Source organism: Streptomyces sp. NPDC058464, from assembly GCF_042721035.1.
Lineage (GTDB): Bacteria > Actinomycetota > Actinomycetes > Streptomycetales > Streptomycetaceae > Streptomyces.
The window spans coordinates 139,558-156,548 of sequence record NZ_JBHXMA010000026.1 but is presented as its reverse complement, the minus strand read 5'-3'; the positions used below and the strand labels follow the sequence as shown (position 1 = coordinate 156,548).

General features: G+C 73.1%; 14 protein-coding genes and 1 pseudogene. 2 read left to right on the top strand and 13 right to left on the bottom strand.

The window, feature by feature from the left end:
* Positions 1 to 192: 192 nt before the first annotated feature.
* A complete protein-coding gene (locus tag ACFWPQ_RS31320) occupies positions 193 to 1,128 on the bottom strand; it encodes a hypothetical protein (RefSeq protein WP_384042044.1) in 936 nt (311 codons plus the stop codon).
* Entirely contained in the window at positions 1,125 to 1,919 is a 795-nt protein-coding gene (locus tag ACFWPQ_RS31315; RefSeq protein WP_384042041.1) for a phosphatase PAP2 family protein, read from the bottom strand. Before ACFWPQ_RS31315 ends, ACFWPQ_RS31320 begins: the two co-directional genes overlap by 4 nt.
* 224 nt (positions 1,920 to 2,143) lie before the next feature.
* On the opposite strand from ACFWPQ_RS31315, the gene ACFWPQ_RS31310 reads away from it, so the two are divergent.
* Positions 2,144 to 2,758, top strand: coding sequence for a TetR/AcrR family transcriptional regulator (locus ACFWPQ_RS31310; RefSeq protein ID WP_361304290.1), 615 nt, complete (start codon positions 2,144 to 2,146; stop codon positions 2,756 to 2,758).
* A gap of 154 nt (positions 2,759 to 2,912) precedes the next feature.
* Here ACFWPQ_RS31310 and ACFWPQ_RS31305 read toward each other — a convergent pair whose 3' ends face one another.
* From ACFWPQ_RS31305 to ACFWPQ_RS31295, 3 genes and pseudogenes are all read right to left on the bottom strand, one after another.
* On the bottom strand, positions 2,913 to 4,010 hold the full coding sequence (locus ACFWPQ_RS31305; protein WP_384042037.1) for a DUF2510 domain-containing protein: 1,098 nt from the start codon (positions 4,008 to 4,010) through the stop codon (positions 2,913 to 2,915).
* A gap of 124 nt (positions 4,011 to 4,134) precedes the next feature.
* Complete coding sequence (locus tag ACFWPQ_RS31300; protein ID WP_384042034.1) at positions 4,135 to 5,277, bottom strand: anhydro-N-acetylmuramic acid kinase; 1,143 nt, start codon at positions 5,275 to 5,277, stop codon at positions 4,135 to 4,137.
* Between the two features lie 4 nt (positions 5,278 to 5,281).
* Positions 5,282 to 6,540: pseudogene (locus ACFWPQ_RS31295) on the bottom strand (MFS transporter).
* A gap of 179 nt (positions 6,541 to 6,719) precedes the next feature.
* Between ACFWPQ_RS31295 and ACFWPQ_RS31290 the strand changes: the two are divergent.
* Positions 6,720 to 9,401, top strand: coding sequence for an ATP-binding protein (locus ACFWPQ_RS31290; protein ID WP_384042031.1), 2,682 nt, complete (start codon positions 6,720 to 6,722; stop codon positions 9,399 to 9,401).
* Positions 9,402 to 9,472: 71 nt separating this feature from the next.
* On the opposite strand, the gene ACFWPQ_RS31285 is transcribed toward ACFWPQ_RS31290, so the two are convergent.
* The 8 genes from ACFWPQ_RS31285 to ACFWPQ_RS31250 form a co-directional block, all read right to left on the bottom strand.
* On the bottom strand, positions 9,473 to 10,264 hold the full coding sequence (locus ACFWPQ_RS31285) for an SDR family NAD(P)-dependent oxidoreductase (protein WP_384042028.1): 792 nt from the start codon (positions 10,262 to 10,264) through the stop codon (positions 9,473 to 9,475).
* Positions 10,265 to 10,328: 64 nt separating this feature from the next.
* Positions 10,329 to 11,444 carry a 3-oxoadipate enol-lactonase gene (gene pcaD / locus ACFWPQ_RS31280; protein WP_361304272.1) on the bottom strand — a complete coding sequence of 372 codons (1,116 nt, stop codon included), beginning with the start codon at positions 11,442 to 11,444 and terminating at the stop codon, positions 10,329 to 10,331.
* Positions 11,441 to 12,781, bottom strand: a complete 1,341-nt coding sequence (pcaB, locus tag ACFWPQ_RS31275; RefSeq protein WP_384042023.1) for a 3-carboxy-cis,cis-muconate cycloisomerase — start codon at positions 12,779 to 12,781, stop codon at positions 11,441 to 11,443. Before pcaB ends, pcaD begins: the two co-directional genes overlap by 4 nt.
* A complete protein-coding gene (pcaG, locus tag ACFWPQ_RS31270; protein ID WP_384042020.1) occupies positions 12,778 to 13,380 on the bottom strand; it encodes a protocatechuate 3,4-dioxygenase subunit alpha in 603 nt (200 codons plus the stop codon). The genes pcaB and pcaG overlap by 4 nt, the downstream gene beginning before the upstream one ends.
* Before the next feature lie 6 nt (positions 13,381 to 13,386).
* Entirely contained in the window at positions 13,387 to 14,160 is a 774-nt protein-coding gene (gene pcaH, locus ACFWPQ_RS31265; protein WP_384042017.1) for a protocatechuate 3,4-dioxygenase subunit beta, read from the bottom strand.
* 126 nt (positions 14,161 to 14,286) lie between these two features.
* The gene (locus ACFWPQ_RS31260; protein WP_384042014.1) at positions 14,287 to 15,528 is read right to left on the bottom strand and encodes a thiolase family protein; all 1,242 of its coding nucleotides are present in this window, start codon (positions 15,526 to 15,528) and stop codon (positions 14,287 to 14,289) included.
* The gene (locus tag ACFWPQ_RS31255) at positions 15,525 to 16,169 is read right to left on the bottom strand and encodes a CoA transferase subunit B (RefSeq protein WP_384042011.1); all 645 of its coding nucleotides are present in this window, start codon (positions 16,167 to 16,169) and stop codon (positions 15,525 to 15,527) included. Before ACFWPQ_RS31255 ends, ACFWPQ_RS31260 begins: the two co-directional genes overlap by 4 nt.
* Complete coding sequence (locus ACFWPQ_RS31250) at positions 16,169 to 16,924, bottom strand: CoA transferase subunit A (protein ID WP_384042009.1); 756 nt, start codon at positions 16,922 to 16,924, stop codon at positions 16,169 to 16,171. The genes ACFWPQ_RS31255 and ACFWPQ_RS31250 overlap by 1 nt, the downstream gene beginning before the upstream one ends.
* Between the last annotated feature and the right edge of the window lie 67 nt (positions 16,925 to 16,991).

Below are 16,991 nucleotides of genomic sequence, written 5' to 3'. Positions count from 1 at the left end.
GCCCAAGGGGCGTGGGGGACTGTCGTGCGGCGGCTGCGGGTGGTCCGTGGCTGGTCGCGCCCACGCGGCGGCAGCCGCACAGTCAATACAGCCCCGCGCCCCTTCGGGGGCGCGTCGCCCCTTGAGGGGCGCGGGGAACTGCGCGACCAGCCCCCACCCAGCCGCATCCGACCGACGCGGCCCGCCCGGGCACTAGTGAGCCGTCAGCTTTCTCGGCTCCGGTGTCTGCCGAGGGAGCAGCGTCGGGTCCAGGGCCAGGACCGCTGCCACCGGGTGTTCGTCGTCGTCCAGTTCGAGGACCGGGGTCGGCGGGGTCACCCGGGTGAGCAGGACCACGCCCCAGGAGGCGAGGCCCGCGCCCGTGAGCGCGAGCAGGACGCCCCAGACTCCGCCCTGGAGTCCCTGGCCCAGGAGGGCCAGGCCGATGACCGACGCCGCCATCGGGTTGGACAGGGTGACCACCGCCAGCGGGGCGCCCAGGCCGCCGCGGTAGGCCGTCTGGGAGAGCAGCAGGCCGCCGACCGCGAACGCGGCGACCAGCAGGGCCACCACGACCACCTCGACGCTCAGGGCCGGGCCCGAGCGGTCCGTCGCCGCCACCGTCACCGTCTGGGTGAGGGCCGAGGCGACGCCCGAGGCGAAGCCGGACGCGGTCGCGTGGCGCAGGCCCGGGCGGGTGCCGGGGCGGGAGAGGGCGCCGATCAGGGCAGCTGTCGTACCGGCGACGGCGAGGGCCTCGGTGAGGCTCAGTACCTGGTGGGGTGCGGGGCCGGAGGCGGTGACCAGGAGGGCGCCGAGGCCGAGCAGGGTGAGGGCGGTGCCCCGCCACTCCGTCGCGGTGACCCGGCGGCCGGCCACCCGGGCGCCCATGGGCACGGCCGCGACGAGGGTGAGCGCGCCCAGCGGCTGGACCAGGGTGAGCGGGCCGTACTTCAGGGCCACGACGTGCAGGAGGGCGGCGCCGGCGTTCAGGCCCACCGCCGCCCACCAGGGACCGGAGCCGAGCAGCCGCAGCAGGCCGGCTCCGTCGGTCTTCGAGGCGAGGCGCTCCTGGGCCACGGCGGCGGCCGCGTAGGCGACGGCCGAGACCAGGGAGAGGGCGACGGCGACGAGGGCCGCGGCGCTCATCGGCCCGCCCCCACCAGCGCGGGCTCCTCGGAGACGAGGTGCCGGGTGCCGCGCCCGGCCGTGGTGGCCGTGCGGTGCGGCGGGTGGATCAGGGCGAGGGCCACGCCGAGCATCGCGGTGGCGACGATCGCGTCCAGCCAGTAGTGGTTGGCGGTGCCGACGATCACGAGAAGGGTGATCGCGGGGTGCAGCAGCCACAGCCAGCGCCAGCGGGACCGGGTCGCGACGATCAGGCCGATCGCCACCATCAGGGCCCAGCCGAAGTGCAGCGAGGGCATCGCCGCGAACTGGTTGGAGAGGTGGTCGCTGGAGGGCGGGCCGTAGACGGAGGGGCCGTAGACATGGGCCGTGTCGACGAGGCCGGTCGCGGCCAGCATCCGGGGCGGCGCCAGCGGGAACGTGAAGGGCAGGACCAGGGCGGCGGCCGTGACCACGGCCAGGACCCGGCGGGCCCAGACGTAGTGGGCGGGCCGCTTCAGGTAGAGCCAGACCAGGAAGGCCAGCGTGGCCGGGAAATGAATCGTGGCGTAGTAGGTGTTGGCCAGGTGGACGAGGGTGTCGCCGTGCAGCAGTGCGGACTGCACGTCGACCTCCGAGGGCAGGTGCAGCGTCCGTTCCAGGTCCCAGATCCGGTGGGCGTTGTGCAGGGCCTCGGCGGTATGGCCGGTGGCCAGCTGGCGCCCGAATTTGTAGACGAGGAAGAGCCCTGCGACGAGCAGCAGCTCACGGACGAGCGGCGGCCGGGCTATCGCGCCCGGCTCCGCTGATGCCGGCTCGGACTGGGATCTCATCCCAGGCCCCCTCACTGACGGTGGTGCTGTGCGAGTACCGGACGGTGGCCCGAACTCTTCGATACGGAAGCGTACCGATACGCCACTGTACCGATACGGTCGAGTACCGGTACAGTGGCGTATCGATAGACGTAGGCCACACTGGTTGTAGGTTTCCGCGCCGGCCGAACGGAGGGCGGGGCGGAAGTGATCCGAACGTGATGAACGAGTGAGGAGCAGGGCACATGACGTCGCAGGCCGCGGACGGACCGGACATGGTCGCCGCCTCGCGCCGCTCCAAGATCACGCCGGAGCGTGAGCGGGAGTTCTTCGACGCCGTGCTCGAACAGATCCGAGAGTGTGGCTATGACTCCGTGACCATGGAGGGGGTCGCCGCCAGCACCCGGTGCAGCAAGTCCACGCTCTACCGGCAGTGGAAGACCAAGCCGCAGTTCGTCGCGGCCGCGCTGCGCGCCAACCGCAGGGTGCGTTTCGTCGGTATCGACACCGGGTCGCTCGCCGAGGACCTGCGCGAGGTCGCGCGGGCCGCGGGCGACTGGTCACGCAAGGACACCAAGACGCTCCAGGCGCTGGGGCACGCGGTCACCGCGGACGAGGAGCTGGCGCAGGCGCTGCGCGAGGCGCTCGTCCAGCCCGAGATCGCCGCGCTCCAGGAGATCCTGCGCCGCGGGGTCGAGCGCGGCGAGGTGCCCGAGGGGCATCCGGCGCTGGACTACGTGCCCGCCATGATGTTCGGCGTCCTGCGGGTGCGGCCGGTGCTCACCGGCGAGTACGCCGACGCCGACTATCTCGTCCGGTTCGTGGAGGCCGTCGCGCTGCCCGCACTCGGACTGACCTAGGACCCAGGCCGCCGTCCACGGGATGACCGGACGGCGACCTGCTCGCGCCGCACCGTGGGGACGGGGGCGGCGCGCACCCCCCGGCCGGGTGGGGTGCCCCTTTGAGCGGAGGGGCGCTCCACCCGGCCGACTGCTGTTCCGGGACCGGGGCAGGTCAGACGTTCGAACCGCTGCCGCTGCCCGAGGACACCTTGATCCCGCTGGTGATCGTGTCGATGATCGACTCCTTCTGGCCGACGTCGACGCCGAACCGGACGACGACGATCTGCGCGGAGTTCGCGGGCGACGGGAAGGCCAGCGACTCGACGTAGCCGTCGGCGCCCTTGCTGGTGATCGCCTTCCAGCGGACCAGGTACCCCTTCTGCCCGGCCACGGTGACCGCCTTGGACGCCAGCACCTCGTGCGAGGTGATCGACCCGTAGCTCTTGCCGCCGTACGACTCCGTGGCGTTGGCCGAGATGTCCGCCTTGGCGACCGCCTCGGCGGTGTCGCCCTTGGTGCCCAGCAGCACCGCGGGCCGTGAGTAGGCCCCGCCGGCGGTGCAGGTCTGCGAGGTGTCGCCCGGGCACTTGTACGAGTCGTCGGAGCTGACCTGGGCGCCGTAGTCGATCGCCTGCCCGGTCCAGCCGTCCGGCACCGGGATGCTGATGGCGTTGGTCGAGTCCGGCACCGTGCCGCCGCCCTTGACCTCCGGCGCCTCGGACTGGCCCGGCGACGGCGAGGCGCCCCCGTCGGTGCCACCGGAACCCGACCCGCCGAACGGGAAGCCCTGCCCGCCGTTCTGCCCGTCGCCCTGTCCGCCGTTCTGCCCCTCGGGACCACCCTGGCCGAACCCGCCCTGGCCGCCCGAGCCCTGCTGCGAGGCCTGCTGGTTGCCGCTGTCGCCGCCGCCGCTGCCGGTGAGCGCCCACGCGCTCACCCCGATGGCGGCGAGGACCGCCACGGCGATGCCCACGGCAACACCGGTTCGCAGCCCGCGCCTACCCGTCGCCGGTGGCGCCGGGTACCCCGGATAACCCGGGTACGCGGGGTACGCCCCGTCGGCCGGGTACGCCGGGTACGGCGGCTGTGCGCCGTCGGCCGGCTGAGCCCCCTCGGTCGGCGGCTGCGGCGGGGGACCCCAGTCGGCGGCCGACCCGGCGGGCCGGGTCTGCTCCGTCCAGGCCTTGCCGTCCCACCAGCGTTCGGTGGCCGGACCGTCACTTGTCTGCCCGGGATCGGGATACCACCCGGGAGGAGTCACCTGCGTCATGTCCCCCACCGTATGAGGCATCGGTGAAAGTCGGATGAGAGGATCCGGCAATGTTCGTACGAGGCAGTCCGCACCCGTCGTTCGAGGCGGTCCGCGCCCGTCGTTCGAGGCGGTCCGGCGCGCGTCATTCGATCCGCAGCCGGACCGGCGGCCCCGGTGCCGGAGGCGGCAGGCACAGGCCGTCGCGTCCCGGGGTCAGGGAGCCGAGGAGGCTCGGGTGGCGGGCACCGGTGGCGGTCGGGACCGTGGCCGGGAGGCCGTGGGCGGTGAGGAAGCCGAGGACCGCGAAGGCGTACGCCTCCTTCGCCGCCGCGGGCAGACCGAGCTCGTCGGAGACGCGTACCGGGATCTCCGGCAGCAGCTCGCCGAGCATCCGCATCAGCACCGGGTTGCGGGTGCCGCCGCCCGAAGCGATCACCTCCGTCGCTGCCACGCTGCGCACCGCGTCCGCCACCGTCCGCGCCGTCAGCAGGGTGAGGGTCGCCAGCGCGTCCTCGGCCGACAGGCCCGCCGGCGCCTGCCGGTACCCGGCGTGGAACAGCTCCTTGCCGGTGGTCTTCGGCGCGGGCAGCGCGTAGTACGGCTCCGCCAGCAACTCGTCGAGCAGCGGCCCGTCCGGGCGGCCGCGCGCCGCCAGCGCCCCGTCCACGTCGTACGCCAGCCGCCCTCCGGTGAACTCCCGGACCGCCGCGTCCATCAGCGCGCACCCGGGCCCGGTGTCGAAGGCCGTGCCGTCCGGTGCGGTGACGTTGGCGATCCCGCCGATGTTCAGCGCCACCGGCGTCCCCGGCCGCCCGCGCAGCCACAGCAGGTCGAACAGGCTCACCAGGGGAGCGCCCTGGCCCCCGGCCGCCACGTCCCGCGGCCGCAGGTCGGCGACGACCGGCAGTCCCGTCGCCTCCGAGATCCACGCCGGCTGCCCGAGCTGCAGGGTGCCGTGCACCCGGCCGCCCTCCACCCAGTGATAGACCGTCTGCCCGTGCGAGACCACCAATTCGGCCCGCCCGCCGCACAGTTCGCGGTTCGCCCGGACCGCGGCGGCCGCGAACGCCTGCCCGATCCGGGTGTCCAGCAGACACACCCGCGCGAGCGGTACGGCCGCCGGGGGCAGCGCCCCGGCGAGCGCCTCGCGCAGCTCCTCGTCGTACGGCGTGCTCACCATCCCCAGCGGCTTCAGCAGCAGCGTGCCGTCCACCAGCCGCAGCTCGGCCGCCGCCGCGTCCACCGCGTCGTACGACGTCCCGGACATCAGGCCGATCACCAGCAATGTCTCAACCCGCCTTCGTCCTCGGGGGCCCGAGCAGCGCGAGCACGCTGACCGCGCAGGTCGCCGCCGCGTAGTAGCCGGGAACGTCGAGATTCCCGGTGCGCCGCACCGCCTCCGTGATGATGAGGCCGGCACAGCCCGAGAACACGGCATTGGACAGGGCGTAGGCGAGTCCGAGGCCCGTGCAGCGGGCCCGCGCCGGGAACATCTCGGCCAGCAGCGCGGGCCCCGGCCCGGCCATCAGCCCCACCACCGCACCCGCCCCGCACAGGGCGGCCCCCTGCACGGCGGCCGACGTCCCCGGATCATGGAGGAGGTGCAGCAGGGGCAGCGCCAGCACCACCACGAGCCCGGCGCCCGTCAGCATCACCGGCCGCCGCCCCACCCGGTCGCTGAGCAGCCCCGCCGGCAGGATCGCCGCCGCGAACCCCAGGTTCGCCACCACGGTCGCCAGCAGCGCCTCACGGAAGCCGGTGTGCAGCGCTGCCTGCAGGTACGACGGCAGCACCACCAGGAAGGTGTACCCGGCCGCCGACCAGCCCATCACCCGGGCGGCGGCCAGCGCGATCGCCCCGACCGGCACCCTCACCGCGCCCACGGCCGGGCCCGCGCCCGGCTCCCGGAACTCCGGGGTCTCGTCCAGCCCGATCCGCAGCCACAGCGCCAGCACACCCAGCGGCAGCGCCAGCAGGAACGGCAGCCGCCACCCCCAGGAACCGAACTGGTCCGCCGTCAGGAGCACGGACAGCCCCACCGCCGCCCCCGCCCCGCCGAGCAGTCCCAGCGCCACCGTGAACGACTGCCACGCCCCGTACAGCCCCCGCCGCCCCGGCGGCGCGAACTCGGTCAGCATCGCCACCGCGCCCCCGAACTCCCCTCCCGCCGACAGCCCCTGGACCACCCTCAGGAACGTCAGCAGCCACGGCGCGAGCGCACCGGCCTGCGCGTACGTCGGCAGCACGCCGATCAGCGCCGTCGCGCCCGTCATGAGCGAGGCTGCCAGGACAGGCGTCGACCGCTGACGCTCCGTGCTAGATTGGCAGCGCCCTGTTAGGGGCGTCGTGGCAGGGCCTGCCTGAGGGACGACACCGCGCTTGTGGTCGAGCGTCCGTGAACCTCAACCTGTCAGGGTTGGAATCCTCCCGTCTCAGCGGGGGGAGGAGGCCAATCGATGAAGTTGCCCACCGAGCCCGCCAGCAGAGCCCTGCGAGCGCGATCCTTGTCGATCGGCAGGACCCTGCTGGCGGGCTCGGTGACATTCACGGGCCGTTGTTGACGGTTCTGACCTCCGCAAACGCTGGTCGCGAGGCTTCCCGCGTCGCCCGGCCGCAGCCACTTTCACCCGTCACGGCAACAGCTGCCCGGACCCGCCTCCGGACAGCCAACCGGACGGCTACGCTCGTGGTCTGTACGTCGTTCGGGCGACTTGGGGAGGTAACGGGATGACGGAGGAGCAGCTCCCGGGAGGCGCCTCGGCCCCCCTCTGGGAGCGCGAGGAGGAGATCGCCGCCATCACCGAGGCGCTCGACGCACTGGGCGCCGACCATTCCACCTCCGGGAACCTGCTGGTGCTGCGCGGCGAGGCCGGGCTCGGCAAGACCGCGCTGCTGGCCGAGACCCGCCGCATCGCCGAACGCCGGGGCTGCACCGTCTGGTCCACCCGCGGCGTCGAGACCCTGCGCAGCGTGCCCTTCCACGTCGTACGCCAGCTGTTACAGCCCGCCCTGGTCTCCCTGCTGCCCGAGGAGGCCCGGGAGTACCTCGGCGACTGGTACGACATCGCCGGCCCCGCCCTCGGCATCACGGACCCCGGAGACCGCCTGGCCGACCCGCAGGGCGTCTGCGACGGCCTGGTCGCCGCCGTCCGCCGACTCGCCAAACGCGACTGGCCGCTGGTCCTGCTGATCGACGACGCGCACTGGGCCGACCAGGAGACCCTGGCCTGGCTCGCCGCCTTCGTCGAACGCCTGGACGACCTGTCCGTGCTGGTCCTGATGGCCCGCCGCCCCGGCGAGGTCAATGGCGACAGCGCCCGCTACCTCGACGCGGTGGCCGCCGCGGCCGGCCGCCCCGTCCGCACCATCAGCGCCCTCACCCCGGACGCCACCGCCGGCCTCACCCGTGCCACCCTCGGCGAGCACGCCGACGCCCCGTTCTGCCGCGAGGTCTGGGCCGTCACCGGCGGCAACCCCTACGAGACCGTCGAACTCCTCGCCAAGGTCCAGGACAGCGAGGTCGAACCCGTCGAGTCCCGGGCCGGCGAACTGCGCGCCCTCAACCGCTCGGCCAGGGGCGGCGGCCTCGTCACCCGCCTCGAAGGCCTCGGCGTCGACGCCACCCGGTTCGCCTGGGCCGCCGCCATCCTCGGCACCGGCATCTCCGTGGGCCTCGTCGCCCAGCTCGCCAGCATGGCCGTGGACGACGCCGAGCGCTGTGCCGAACTGCTGTGCAGCGCCCGTATCCTCACCGAACCCGACCCGGCCGGCTCCCGGTCCCACGCCGGCGACCTGGAGTTCGTCCACCCGCTGATCGCCACCGCCGTCTACAACTCCATCCCGCCCGCGATGTGCACCGCCATGCACGGCATCGCCGCCCAGATCGTCATCGACGACGGCCGGGGCATCGCCGAGGCCTCCCGCCATCTGCTGAAGGTGCACCCGGACGACGACGAGGAACTCGTCGAACAGCTGCGGGACGCCGCCAAGGAGCACCTCGCCGTCGGCGCCCCGGACGCGGCCCGCCGCTGCCTCGAACGCGCCCTCGCCGAACCGCCCGTCCCCGAGGTCCACGCGCGCGTGCTCTACGAACTGGGCTGCGCCACCCTCCTCACCAACCCCGCCGTCACCATCGGCCACCTGCAGAGCGCCCTCGGCATGTCCGGCCTCGCCGGTCCCGAACGCGTGGACGCCGTCTTCCGGCTCTCCCAGGCCCTCCTCCACAACGACCAGCTGGAGGAAGCCGTCCGCACGGTCGAGGCGGAGGCCGCCCGGCACGAGGCAGGACCCGCCAGACTCCGGCTCCAGGCCGTCCAGTTCATGTGGGAGGGCATCGCGGGCGAGGCCGTCTCCCCACGCCGTTCCGAACGGCTCGCCGACCTCGCCGCCACCTGCACCGGCCGCGACAACTCCGAGCGCGCCCTGCTCATGCTGCGCGGCTTCGACCTCCTCATCCAGGGCGAGAACGCCGAAGAGGTCGTCGAACTGTGCGACCGCGCCCTCGTCAACGGCCGCCTCGCGCCCGGCCTCGGCTGGACCGACACCGAGTGGGGCATCGAACTCCTGCTGATGCTCGCCAACTCCTACGTCTACACCGACCGCCTGGACCGCGCGGAGAGCCTGTACAACGAGGGCCTGCGCGCCTACGAGTCCTCCGGCTGGAGCGGCGGCCACCTCTCCCTCGCCCATGCCTACGTCGGCCTCGGCCACCGCAGGCGCGGCCGGCTGCGGGAGGCGGAGATCTCCCTGCGGGAGTCCCTGCGGATCGCCGAGCGGGTCGGCCGCCGGCTGCCCCTGTACTGGACGGCCACCTGCAATCTCGTGGACACGCTGCTCGCCCGCGGCCATGTCCAGCAGGCCTGGGAGACCGCCGAACAGTACGGCTTCGCACCGCCGTACCCCTCCACCATCGTGATGCCGGACCCGCGGTCGGTGCGCGGCCGGCTGCTGCTCGCCGTCGGCCGCACGAAGGAGGCCGTGAACGAACTGGAGGCGGCGGAGAAGGCGGCCGCCGCGCGCGGCCACTTCAACCCCGTGGTCGTGCCCTGGGCACTCGATCTCGCCCGGGCCCTCGCGAGCGAGGACCCGGCGCGGGCCGCGCAACTGGCGGGCGACGCGCGGCGGCAGGCCGAGCGGTTCGGCACGGACACGGCGATCGGCGAGGCGCTGCGGTGCGCCGCCGCGCTGGAGACCGGGCAACGGCAGGTGCGGCTGGCCTCGCAGGCCGTCGCCTATCTGGAGGCGTCGCCCTGCCAGTACGAGCATGCGGCGGCGCGGGTGGAGTACGGGATCGCTGCGCGGTCGGTGGCCGAGTTGAACAGAGGGCTGGCGTTGGCTCGGTCCTGTGGCGCCGATGGGTTGGTTGCTCAGGCTCGGGAGGTGCTGGATACGGGGAGGGGGCTGCGGTGAGAGGTGCGTTGCGGGGTGCGGGTCGTGCGTGGTTGCTCGCGCAGTTCCCCGCGCCCCTAAAAGAAGGGGCGCTACAGAGCAAGTAGTTGATCAGTGACCGCGGACAAGCGTTTCTGTACGTCGTGGTCGTACGTCGCTTCGTGGGCCCTCGTGGGATTCGGGCCATCGAAGTAGCCGCCCGTTCCCAAGTCCTGCGTCGCCAGGGCCAGTACCCCCGGAGCGCCGTCCGCCACCGTGCTCCAGGGCGCTACCCCGCCCTCCCTCACCATCGCCGTGTCCATGAAGGTCGCCGGGTGCAGGACGTTCACCGCGATGCCTGTTTCCGCCAACTCCTCGGCCAGGGCGAAAGTGTGGGCCGCGAGGGCGAACTTCGCCCGGCAGTACGCCGCGAAACCCTGGTAGCCGCGGGTGAATTCGGGGTCGTCGAAGTCCAGCGGCTCCTGGCCCGCCGAGCCGACGTTCACGATCCGGGCGAGGGCGTTTGCGCGCAGTACCGGGAGGAGGGCGCGGGTGAGGGTCACCGGGGCCAGGTAGTTGACGGCCAGGCGCAACTCGTGGCCGTCCGTGCTCAGTTCGCGGCCCGAGCCGGGTGTGCCGGCGCCGATGCCCGCGTTGTTGATCAGGACGTCCAGGTCGGGATGCGCGTCGGCGACCTGTGCGCCCAGCTCGCGGACCCGGGCCAGTGAGGCCAGGTCCGCGACGAAGCCCTCCGCGTCGCCCTCGGTGCGCAGTTCCTCGACCAGGTGCTCGGTACGGCCCGGATCGCGGCCGTGCGCGAGGACGAGGTGGCCGGAGCGGACCAGTTCGAAGGCGACGTACCGGCCGAGCCCGGAGGTGGCACCGGTGATCAGAACAGTGGACATGCCTCCAGCCTAGGCACGGGGCGGCGCGGGGTGGGTGGTGCCGCTGGAGGTACGACCGGCAGGGTCACCCTTCCTCCGCCAGCACCCGTTGCGCCGTCGCGAACGCCGAGTTCGCCGCCGGGACCCCGCAGTACACGGCCGTCTGCAGCAGTACCGCGCCGATCTCCTCCGGCGTGAGCCCGTTGCGCCGGGCGGCCCGCACATGCATGGCCAGCTCGTCGTAGTGGCCGTGGGCGACCAGCGCGGTGAGGGTGATCATGCTGCGTTCGCGGCGGGAGAGGGTGGGGTCGGTCCAGATCTCGCCCCAGGCGTAGCGCGAGATGAAGTCCTGGAAGCGGGCCGTGAAGGGCGTCTGCCGGGCCTGGGCGCCGTCGACGTGCGCGTCGCCGAGGACCTCGCGGCGTACCGCCATCCCGCGCCTGGCACCGCCGTCCAGGTGGGCGCGGAGCGCGGTGAGGACGGCCTCGGGGCACTGCGCGGGCGCCAGATGCGCCGCGCCCGGCAGTTCGACCAGCGTGGACGACGGCACCGCGTCCGCGATCTCCCGCAGATGCGGCGGCGGGGTCGCGGGGTCCTGCCGGCCGGCGACCAGCAGGGTGCGGACTGCGATCTCGCCGAGCCGGTCCCGCAGGTCGAAGGCGGCCAGCGCGTCGCAGCAGGCGGCGTACGCCTCCGGGTCGGCCGTCCGCTGGTCCTCGACCAGGCGCGGCACGGTGAAGCCGGGGGTGAACCAGCGGCCGGGGGCGTTCTCCGCCAGCCACTCCACGCCCTCCCGGCGCACCCGCTCGGCCCGCTCCTCCCACGGACGGGACCCGCCGAAGTGGGCCGAGGAGCAGATCACCGCCAGGTTCTCCAGCCGGTCCGGGTGGTGGACGGCCAGGTGCAGGCCCACGGCACCGCCCAGCGACACCCCCGCGTACGCGAACCGCTCGATGCCGAGCGAGTCGGCGAGCGCGAGCACCAGGTCGGCGAGGTCACCGACGGTCGCCCCCGCCTTGATCAGGTCGGGTGCCGAACCGCCGTGACCCGGCAGGTCCCAGCGCACCACCCGGTGGGCGGTGGACAGTTCGGGCGCCACGGCGTCCCACAGGGCGTACGAGGTGCCGAGGGACGGCCCGAGGAGCAGCGGGGGAGCCGAAGCAGGGCCCTCGACACGGTGGTTGAGGAGGTTCTCGGTCAACGTCGCTCCAGAGCACGGTCGGTGAGCACACCGGCGGAGCCGGTGTAGCGGGCGGGATCGGTCAGGCTGTCGAGGTCGACGTCCTTCAAGTCGGGCTCCTCGGCCAGGAGTTCACGCAGCGCCCGGTGTTCGGTGTGGGTGCGGCGGGCCAGCTCGGTGAGCAGCTCCTTGGCGCGGCCCCGGCCGAGCACGGGTGTCAGTTCGGCGGAGAGCCGCTCCGAGACGATCAGTCCGTTGGTGAGGTCGAGGTGCCGACGCATCGCCTCCGGGTGCACCCGCAGCCCCTCCGCCAGCTCCGCCGCGTCCCGCGCCGCACCGCCCACGGTCCGCAGCAGATCCCGCAACGGCTCCCACTCGGCGTGCCAGGCACCGGCCGGCCGCTCGTCCTCCGCGGTCATCGAGCCGTACAGGACGGCCGCGAGCTGCGGGGCCCGCCGCGCGGCCGCCGCGATCAGCGTCGACCGCACCGGGTTGGCCTTGTGCGGCATCGCCGAGGAACCGCCCCCGCCGCCCTCGGAGACCTCGCCGATCTCGGTACGTGACAAGGTCAGCACGTCCGCGGCGACCTTCCCCAGCGCCCCGGCCGCGAAGGCGAGACATCCGGCGAGGTCGGCGATCGGCGTGCGCAGGGTGTGCCAGGGCAACAGCGGGGCGGCGAGGGCGAGTTCACGGGCGTACGTGGCCGGCAGCTCCTCGGCGTGCCGGGCGCCGTACGCGCCGAAGGCGGCCAGCGTGCCTGCCGCGCCGCCGAGTTGGGCGGGCAGCGACTCCCGGACCAGGGCCACGCGGTCCCGGGCGTCGAGGACCAGCGAGCGCCAGCCGGCCGCCTTCAGCCCGAACGTCGTCGGCACGGCGTGCTGGGTGAGCGTGCGGCCCGGCATCGGCGTGTCGCGGTGCTCGGCGGCCAGCAGGGCCAGTGCCTGCCCGGTCCGTCCGAGGTCGGCGAGTACGAGGTCCAGAGTGCGGGCGGCGACCAGCATCGTCGCCGTGTCCATGATGTCCTGGCTGGTCGCGCCCCGGTGCACGTAGGGCCCGTGCTCCGCGCCGACCGCCTTCGTCAGATCGGCGACCAGCGGGATGACCGGGTTGCCGCCGCCCCGGGCGCGCTCCGCCAGGGACCCGAGGTCGAAACGGCCGTGCCCGGCCGCCTCGGTCACCGCCGTCGCGGCCGCGGCCGGGGCCAGCCCCAGGGCGGCCTGGGCACGGGTGAGGGCCGCTTCCGCGTCGAGCAGCGCCCGCAGGTACGCGCCGTCGCTCGTCGCGGCCGCGGCGGCGGAACCGGACCACCCTGGACCGAGCAGCCCGCCGTCGCCGCCGCCGTCATCCGCTGTTGTCACTGGAACTCCAGGAAGACCGTCTCGCCCTCTCCCTGAAGGCGGATGTCGAAACGGTAGGTCCCCCGGCCCTCGTCGGCGGCGACCAGCGTGTCGCGTCGCTCGCCCACCCGGGTGAGCAGCGGGTCGGCGGCGAGCGCCGCGTCGTCGCCCGGCAGGTAGATCCGGGTGAACAGGTGCACCAGCAGCCCGCGCGCGAACACGCACACGCTGATGTAGGGCGCGCCGCCGCCACGGACGCCGGGCCGCAGCGTCCGCGCGTACCAGTGCCCGTTGGTGTCCGTCTGGATCCGGCCCCAGCCGGTGAACTCCACGCCGTTGCGGCCGAGGTAGTCGCCGGTGGCCGGATCGCGGCGGATCGAACCGTCGGTCGTGGACACGTTCCCGTCGGGATCGGCGCCCCACAGCTCCACGAGTGCGTCGGGCAGCGGGGTGCCCTCGCCGTCGAAGACGTACCCGTGGACCGTGACCGTGTCCGGGTGCCCGAGGGGCGCGATGTCCTCGCCGCCGCGGAACGGCAGCGCGTACCCGTAGAACGGGCCGACCGTGTGCGACGGCGTGGGCAGCACGCTCTCCGGGCTGCTCGTGTCGATCTTCGTCATGGCAGGTCAGCGTCCTTCTTCGATCCAGGTGGCGTTCGGGCCGTCCAGCACGATGTCCCAGTGGTAGCCCATCGAGAACTCCGGCACGGACAGACCGTGGTCGTACGTCGCGACCAGGCGCTGCCGGGCCGCGTCGTCCGTCACCGACTGGATGATCGGGTCGTACGGGAACAGCGGGTCGCTCGGGAAGTACATCTGCGTCACCAGCCGCTGCGTGAACGCCGAACCGAACATCGAGAAGTGGATGTGGGCCGGACGCCAGGCGTTGAGATGGTTGCGCCAGGGGTAGGGGCCCGGCTGGATGGTGGTGAAGTGGTAGCCGCCGTCGGCGTCGGTGATCGTACGGCCGACACCCGTGAAGTTGGGGTCCAGCGGGGCGTCGTGCTGCTCGCGCTGGTGCGCGTAGCGGCCGGCCGAGTTGGCCTGCCAGACCTCGATCAATTGGCCCCGGACCGGCCGCCCGTCCCGGTCGAGCAGCCGCCCGGAGACGGTGATCCGCTCACCGATGGGCTCACCGTCGTGCTGCCGGGTCAGGTCATTGTCTATCCCGGTGATGTCCCGCTCCCCGAACGCGGGCGAGTGCAGCTCCACCAGCTCCGGGTCCTTGGCCGTGTCGATGGCGACCAGAGGCTGTTTCGGATGCCGGAGAACGGAGGACCGGTAGGGGGCGTAGTCCCGCCGGGGATGATGCTCGACGGGAGCACCGTCGGCGACACGCTTTTCATAGGCGGCATTCTCGGCGGCGATTTCGAGGTCGATGTCGCCCTGGGTGAGTGTCATAGAAAGTCCTCGGTGAGGCGCCCTGCCTTCAGGGGCGCGGGGCTGTGTCAATATGCGGCTCCGCCGCGTGGGCGCGACCAGCCACAACGCACCCGCAGGTGCCCTACGACCTATCGCTCTATCGCTCTATCGCTCAAGAACGAGCGCGAGCCCTTGCCCGACGCCGATGCAAAGGGTGGCCACGCCGACACCGGAGCCGCGCCGGGCGAGTTGGTGCGCGACCGTACCGGCGAGCCGCGCCCCGGAGGCGCCGAGCGGATGCCCCAACGCGATCGCCCCACCCTGCGGATTGAGGATCGCCGGATCGAACTCGGGCCACTCGGCGACACACCCCAGCACCTGCGCCGCGAACGCCTCGTTCAACTCCAGCACCGACAGATCCCCGAACCCCTTGCCGGCCTTGCCCAGCGCCCGCGTCACGGCCTCGACCGGCGCCAGTCCGAAGTAGTCCGGGTCGATCCCGGACACCCCGGTCGCGCTGACCCGGGCCAGCGGCTCCCGCCCGACCGCCTTCAGTCCCTCCTCGTCGGTCAGCAGCAGTGCCGCCGCGCCGTCGTTGAGGGGGGACGCGTTGGCCGCGGTCACGGTGCCTCCCCCAGCCTCCGGCCGGGGGGACCCCCATCTCGCTTCGCTCCCCGTGCGGAAGGACGGCTTGAGCCTGGCCATCGCGGTGAGGGAGGCATCCGGCCGTACACACTCGTCGGCGGCGAAGGAGACCGGGTCGCCCTTGCGCTGCGGGACGGACACGGGGGCCAGCTCGGCGTCGAACAGACCCTGCTCCTGGGCGGCGGCCGCCTTCTGGTGGGAGGCGAGGGCGAACTCGTCCTGCTGCTCCCGGCTGATCTTGTGCTTGTCCGCGATACGTTCCGCGGACTCGCCCAGCGGGATGGTCCACTGCGGGTCCATCTTCGGGTTGACCATGCGCCAGCCGAGGGTGGTCGAGTACAGCTCGGCGTTCCCGGCGGGGAACGGCCGGTCGCTCTTGGGCAGCACGTACGGTGCCCGGGTCATGGACTCCACACCGCCGGCCACGGCGATGGAGGCGTCGCCCACCGCGATGGCGCGGGCGGCCTGGATGACCGCTTCCAGGCCGGAGGCGCACAGCCGGTTGACGGTGACGCCCGGCACGCTGGTGGGCAGCCCGGCGAGCAGCGCGGCCATCCGGCCGACGTTGCGGTTCTCCTCGCCGGCGCCGTTGGCGTTGCCGAAGTAGACGTCCTCGATCCGGGCCGGGTCCAGGCCGGGGGTGCGGGCGAGGAGTTCACGGATGGCGTGGGCGGCCAGGTCGTCGGGGCGTACGCCGGCGAGGCCGCCGTTGTAGCGGCCGATCGGCGTGCGGACCGCGTCGACGATGTACACCGTGTTCACAGCAGACCCTCCGGGACAGTGAGTTTCGCGTCGGTCTTGGCGATGATCTCCTCGACACCGACCCCGGGCGCGGTCTCCACGAGGACGAGTCCCTCGTCGGTCACGTCGAGGACGGCGAGGTCGGTGATGATCCGGTCCACGCACGCCTTCCCCGTCAGCGGCAGCGCGCACTGTTCGAGGATCTTCGCCGAGCCGTCCTTGGCGGTGTGGGTCATCACGACGATGACCGTGCGGGCGCCGTGGACCAGGTCCATCGCCCCGCCGATCCCCGTGACCAGCTTCCCCGGGATCGCCCAGTTCGCCAGGTCCCCGCGCGCGGAGACCTGCATGGCCCCGAGCACGGCGACGTCGATGTGGCCGCCGCGGATCATCGAGAACGACAGCGCCGAGTCGAAGAACGACGCCCCCGGCAGGACCGTGACCGTCTCCTTCCCCGCGTTGATCAGGTCCGGGTCGACGGCGTCCTCGGTGGGGTAGGGGCCGGTGCCCAGGATGCCGTTCTCCGACTCCAGGACCACCTCCACCCCCTCGGGCAGATAGTTCGGGATCAGCGTCGGCAGCCCGATCCCCAGGTTCACGTACTGTCCGTCCCGCAGCTCGCGCGCCGCCCGCGCGGCCATCTCCTGGCGCGTCCAGGCCATCAGCTGCTCACCGTCCGCTGCTCGATCTTCTTGTCCCCGGCCTGTTCCGGGGTCAACGCCACCACCCGCTGCACGAAGATCCCCGGCAGGTGCACCGCGTCCGGATCGATCTCGCCGGGCTCCACCAGCTCCTCCACCTCGGCGATCGTGACCTTCCCGGCCATCGCCGCGAGCGGGTTGAAGTTGCGGGTGGACTTGTTGAACACCAGGTTCCCGTGCCGGTCGCCCTTCGCCGCCCGCACCAGCGCGAAGTCCGTACGGATACCCCGCTCCAGCACGTACTCGGTGCCGTCGAACTCCCGCACCTCCTTCGCCGACGAGGCCAGCGCCACCCCGCCGGAGCCGTCGTAGCGCCAGGGCAGCCCGCCCTCCGCGACCTGCGTGCCCACCCCGGCGGGGGTGTAGAACGCGGGGATCCCGGCGCCGCCCGCCCGCAACCGCTCGGCGAGGGTGCCCTGGGGGATCAGCTCCACCTCCAGCTCACCGGCCAGGTACTGCCGCGCGAACTCCTTGTTGCCCCCGATGTAGGAACCCGTCACCCGCGCGATCCGCCCCGCCGCGAGCAGCACGGCCAGACCCGTGTCCATCGCCCCGCAGTTGTTCGAGACCACCGACAGGCCGCTGACGCCCCGCTCGTACAACGCCCCGATCAGCACGTTCGGCACACCACTGAGCCCGAACCCGCCCACCGCCAGCGACGCGCCCTCCGGCACATCGGCCACCGCCTCCGCGGCAGTGGCGACCACCTTGTCCATCCGTGCAGCCTCATCTCTCAGCGAATTAATCAGGGCACTGAGTATTTCAGCGAGATGTCTGCCACGC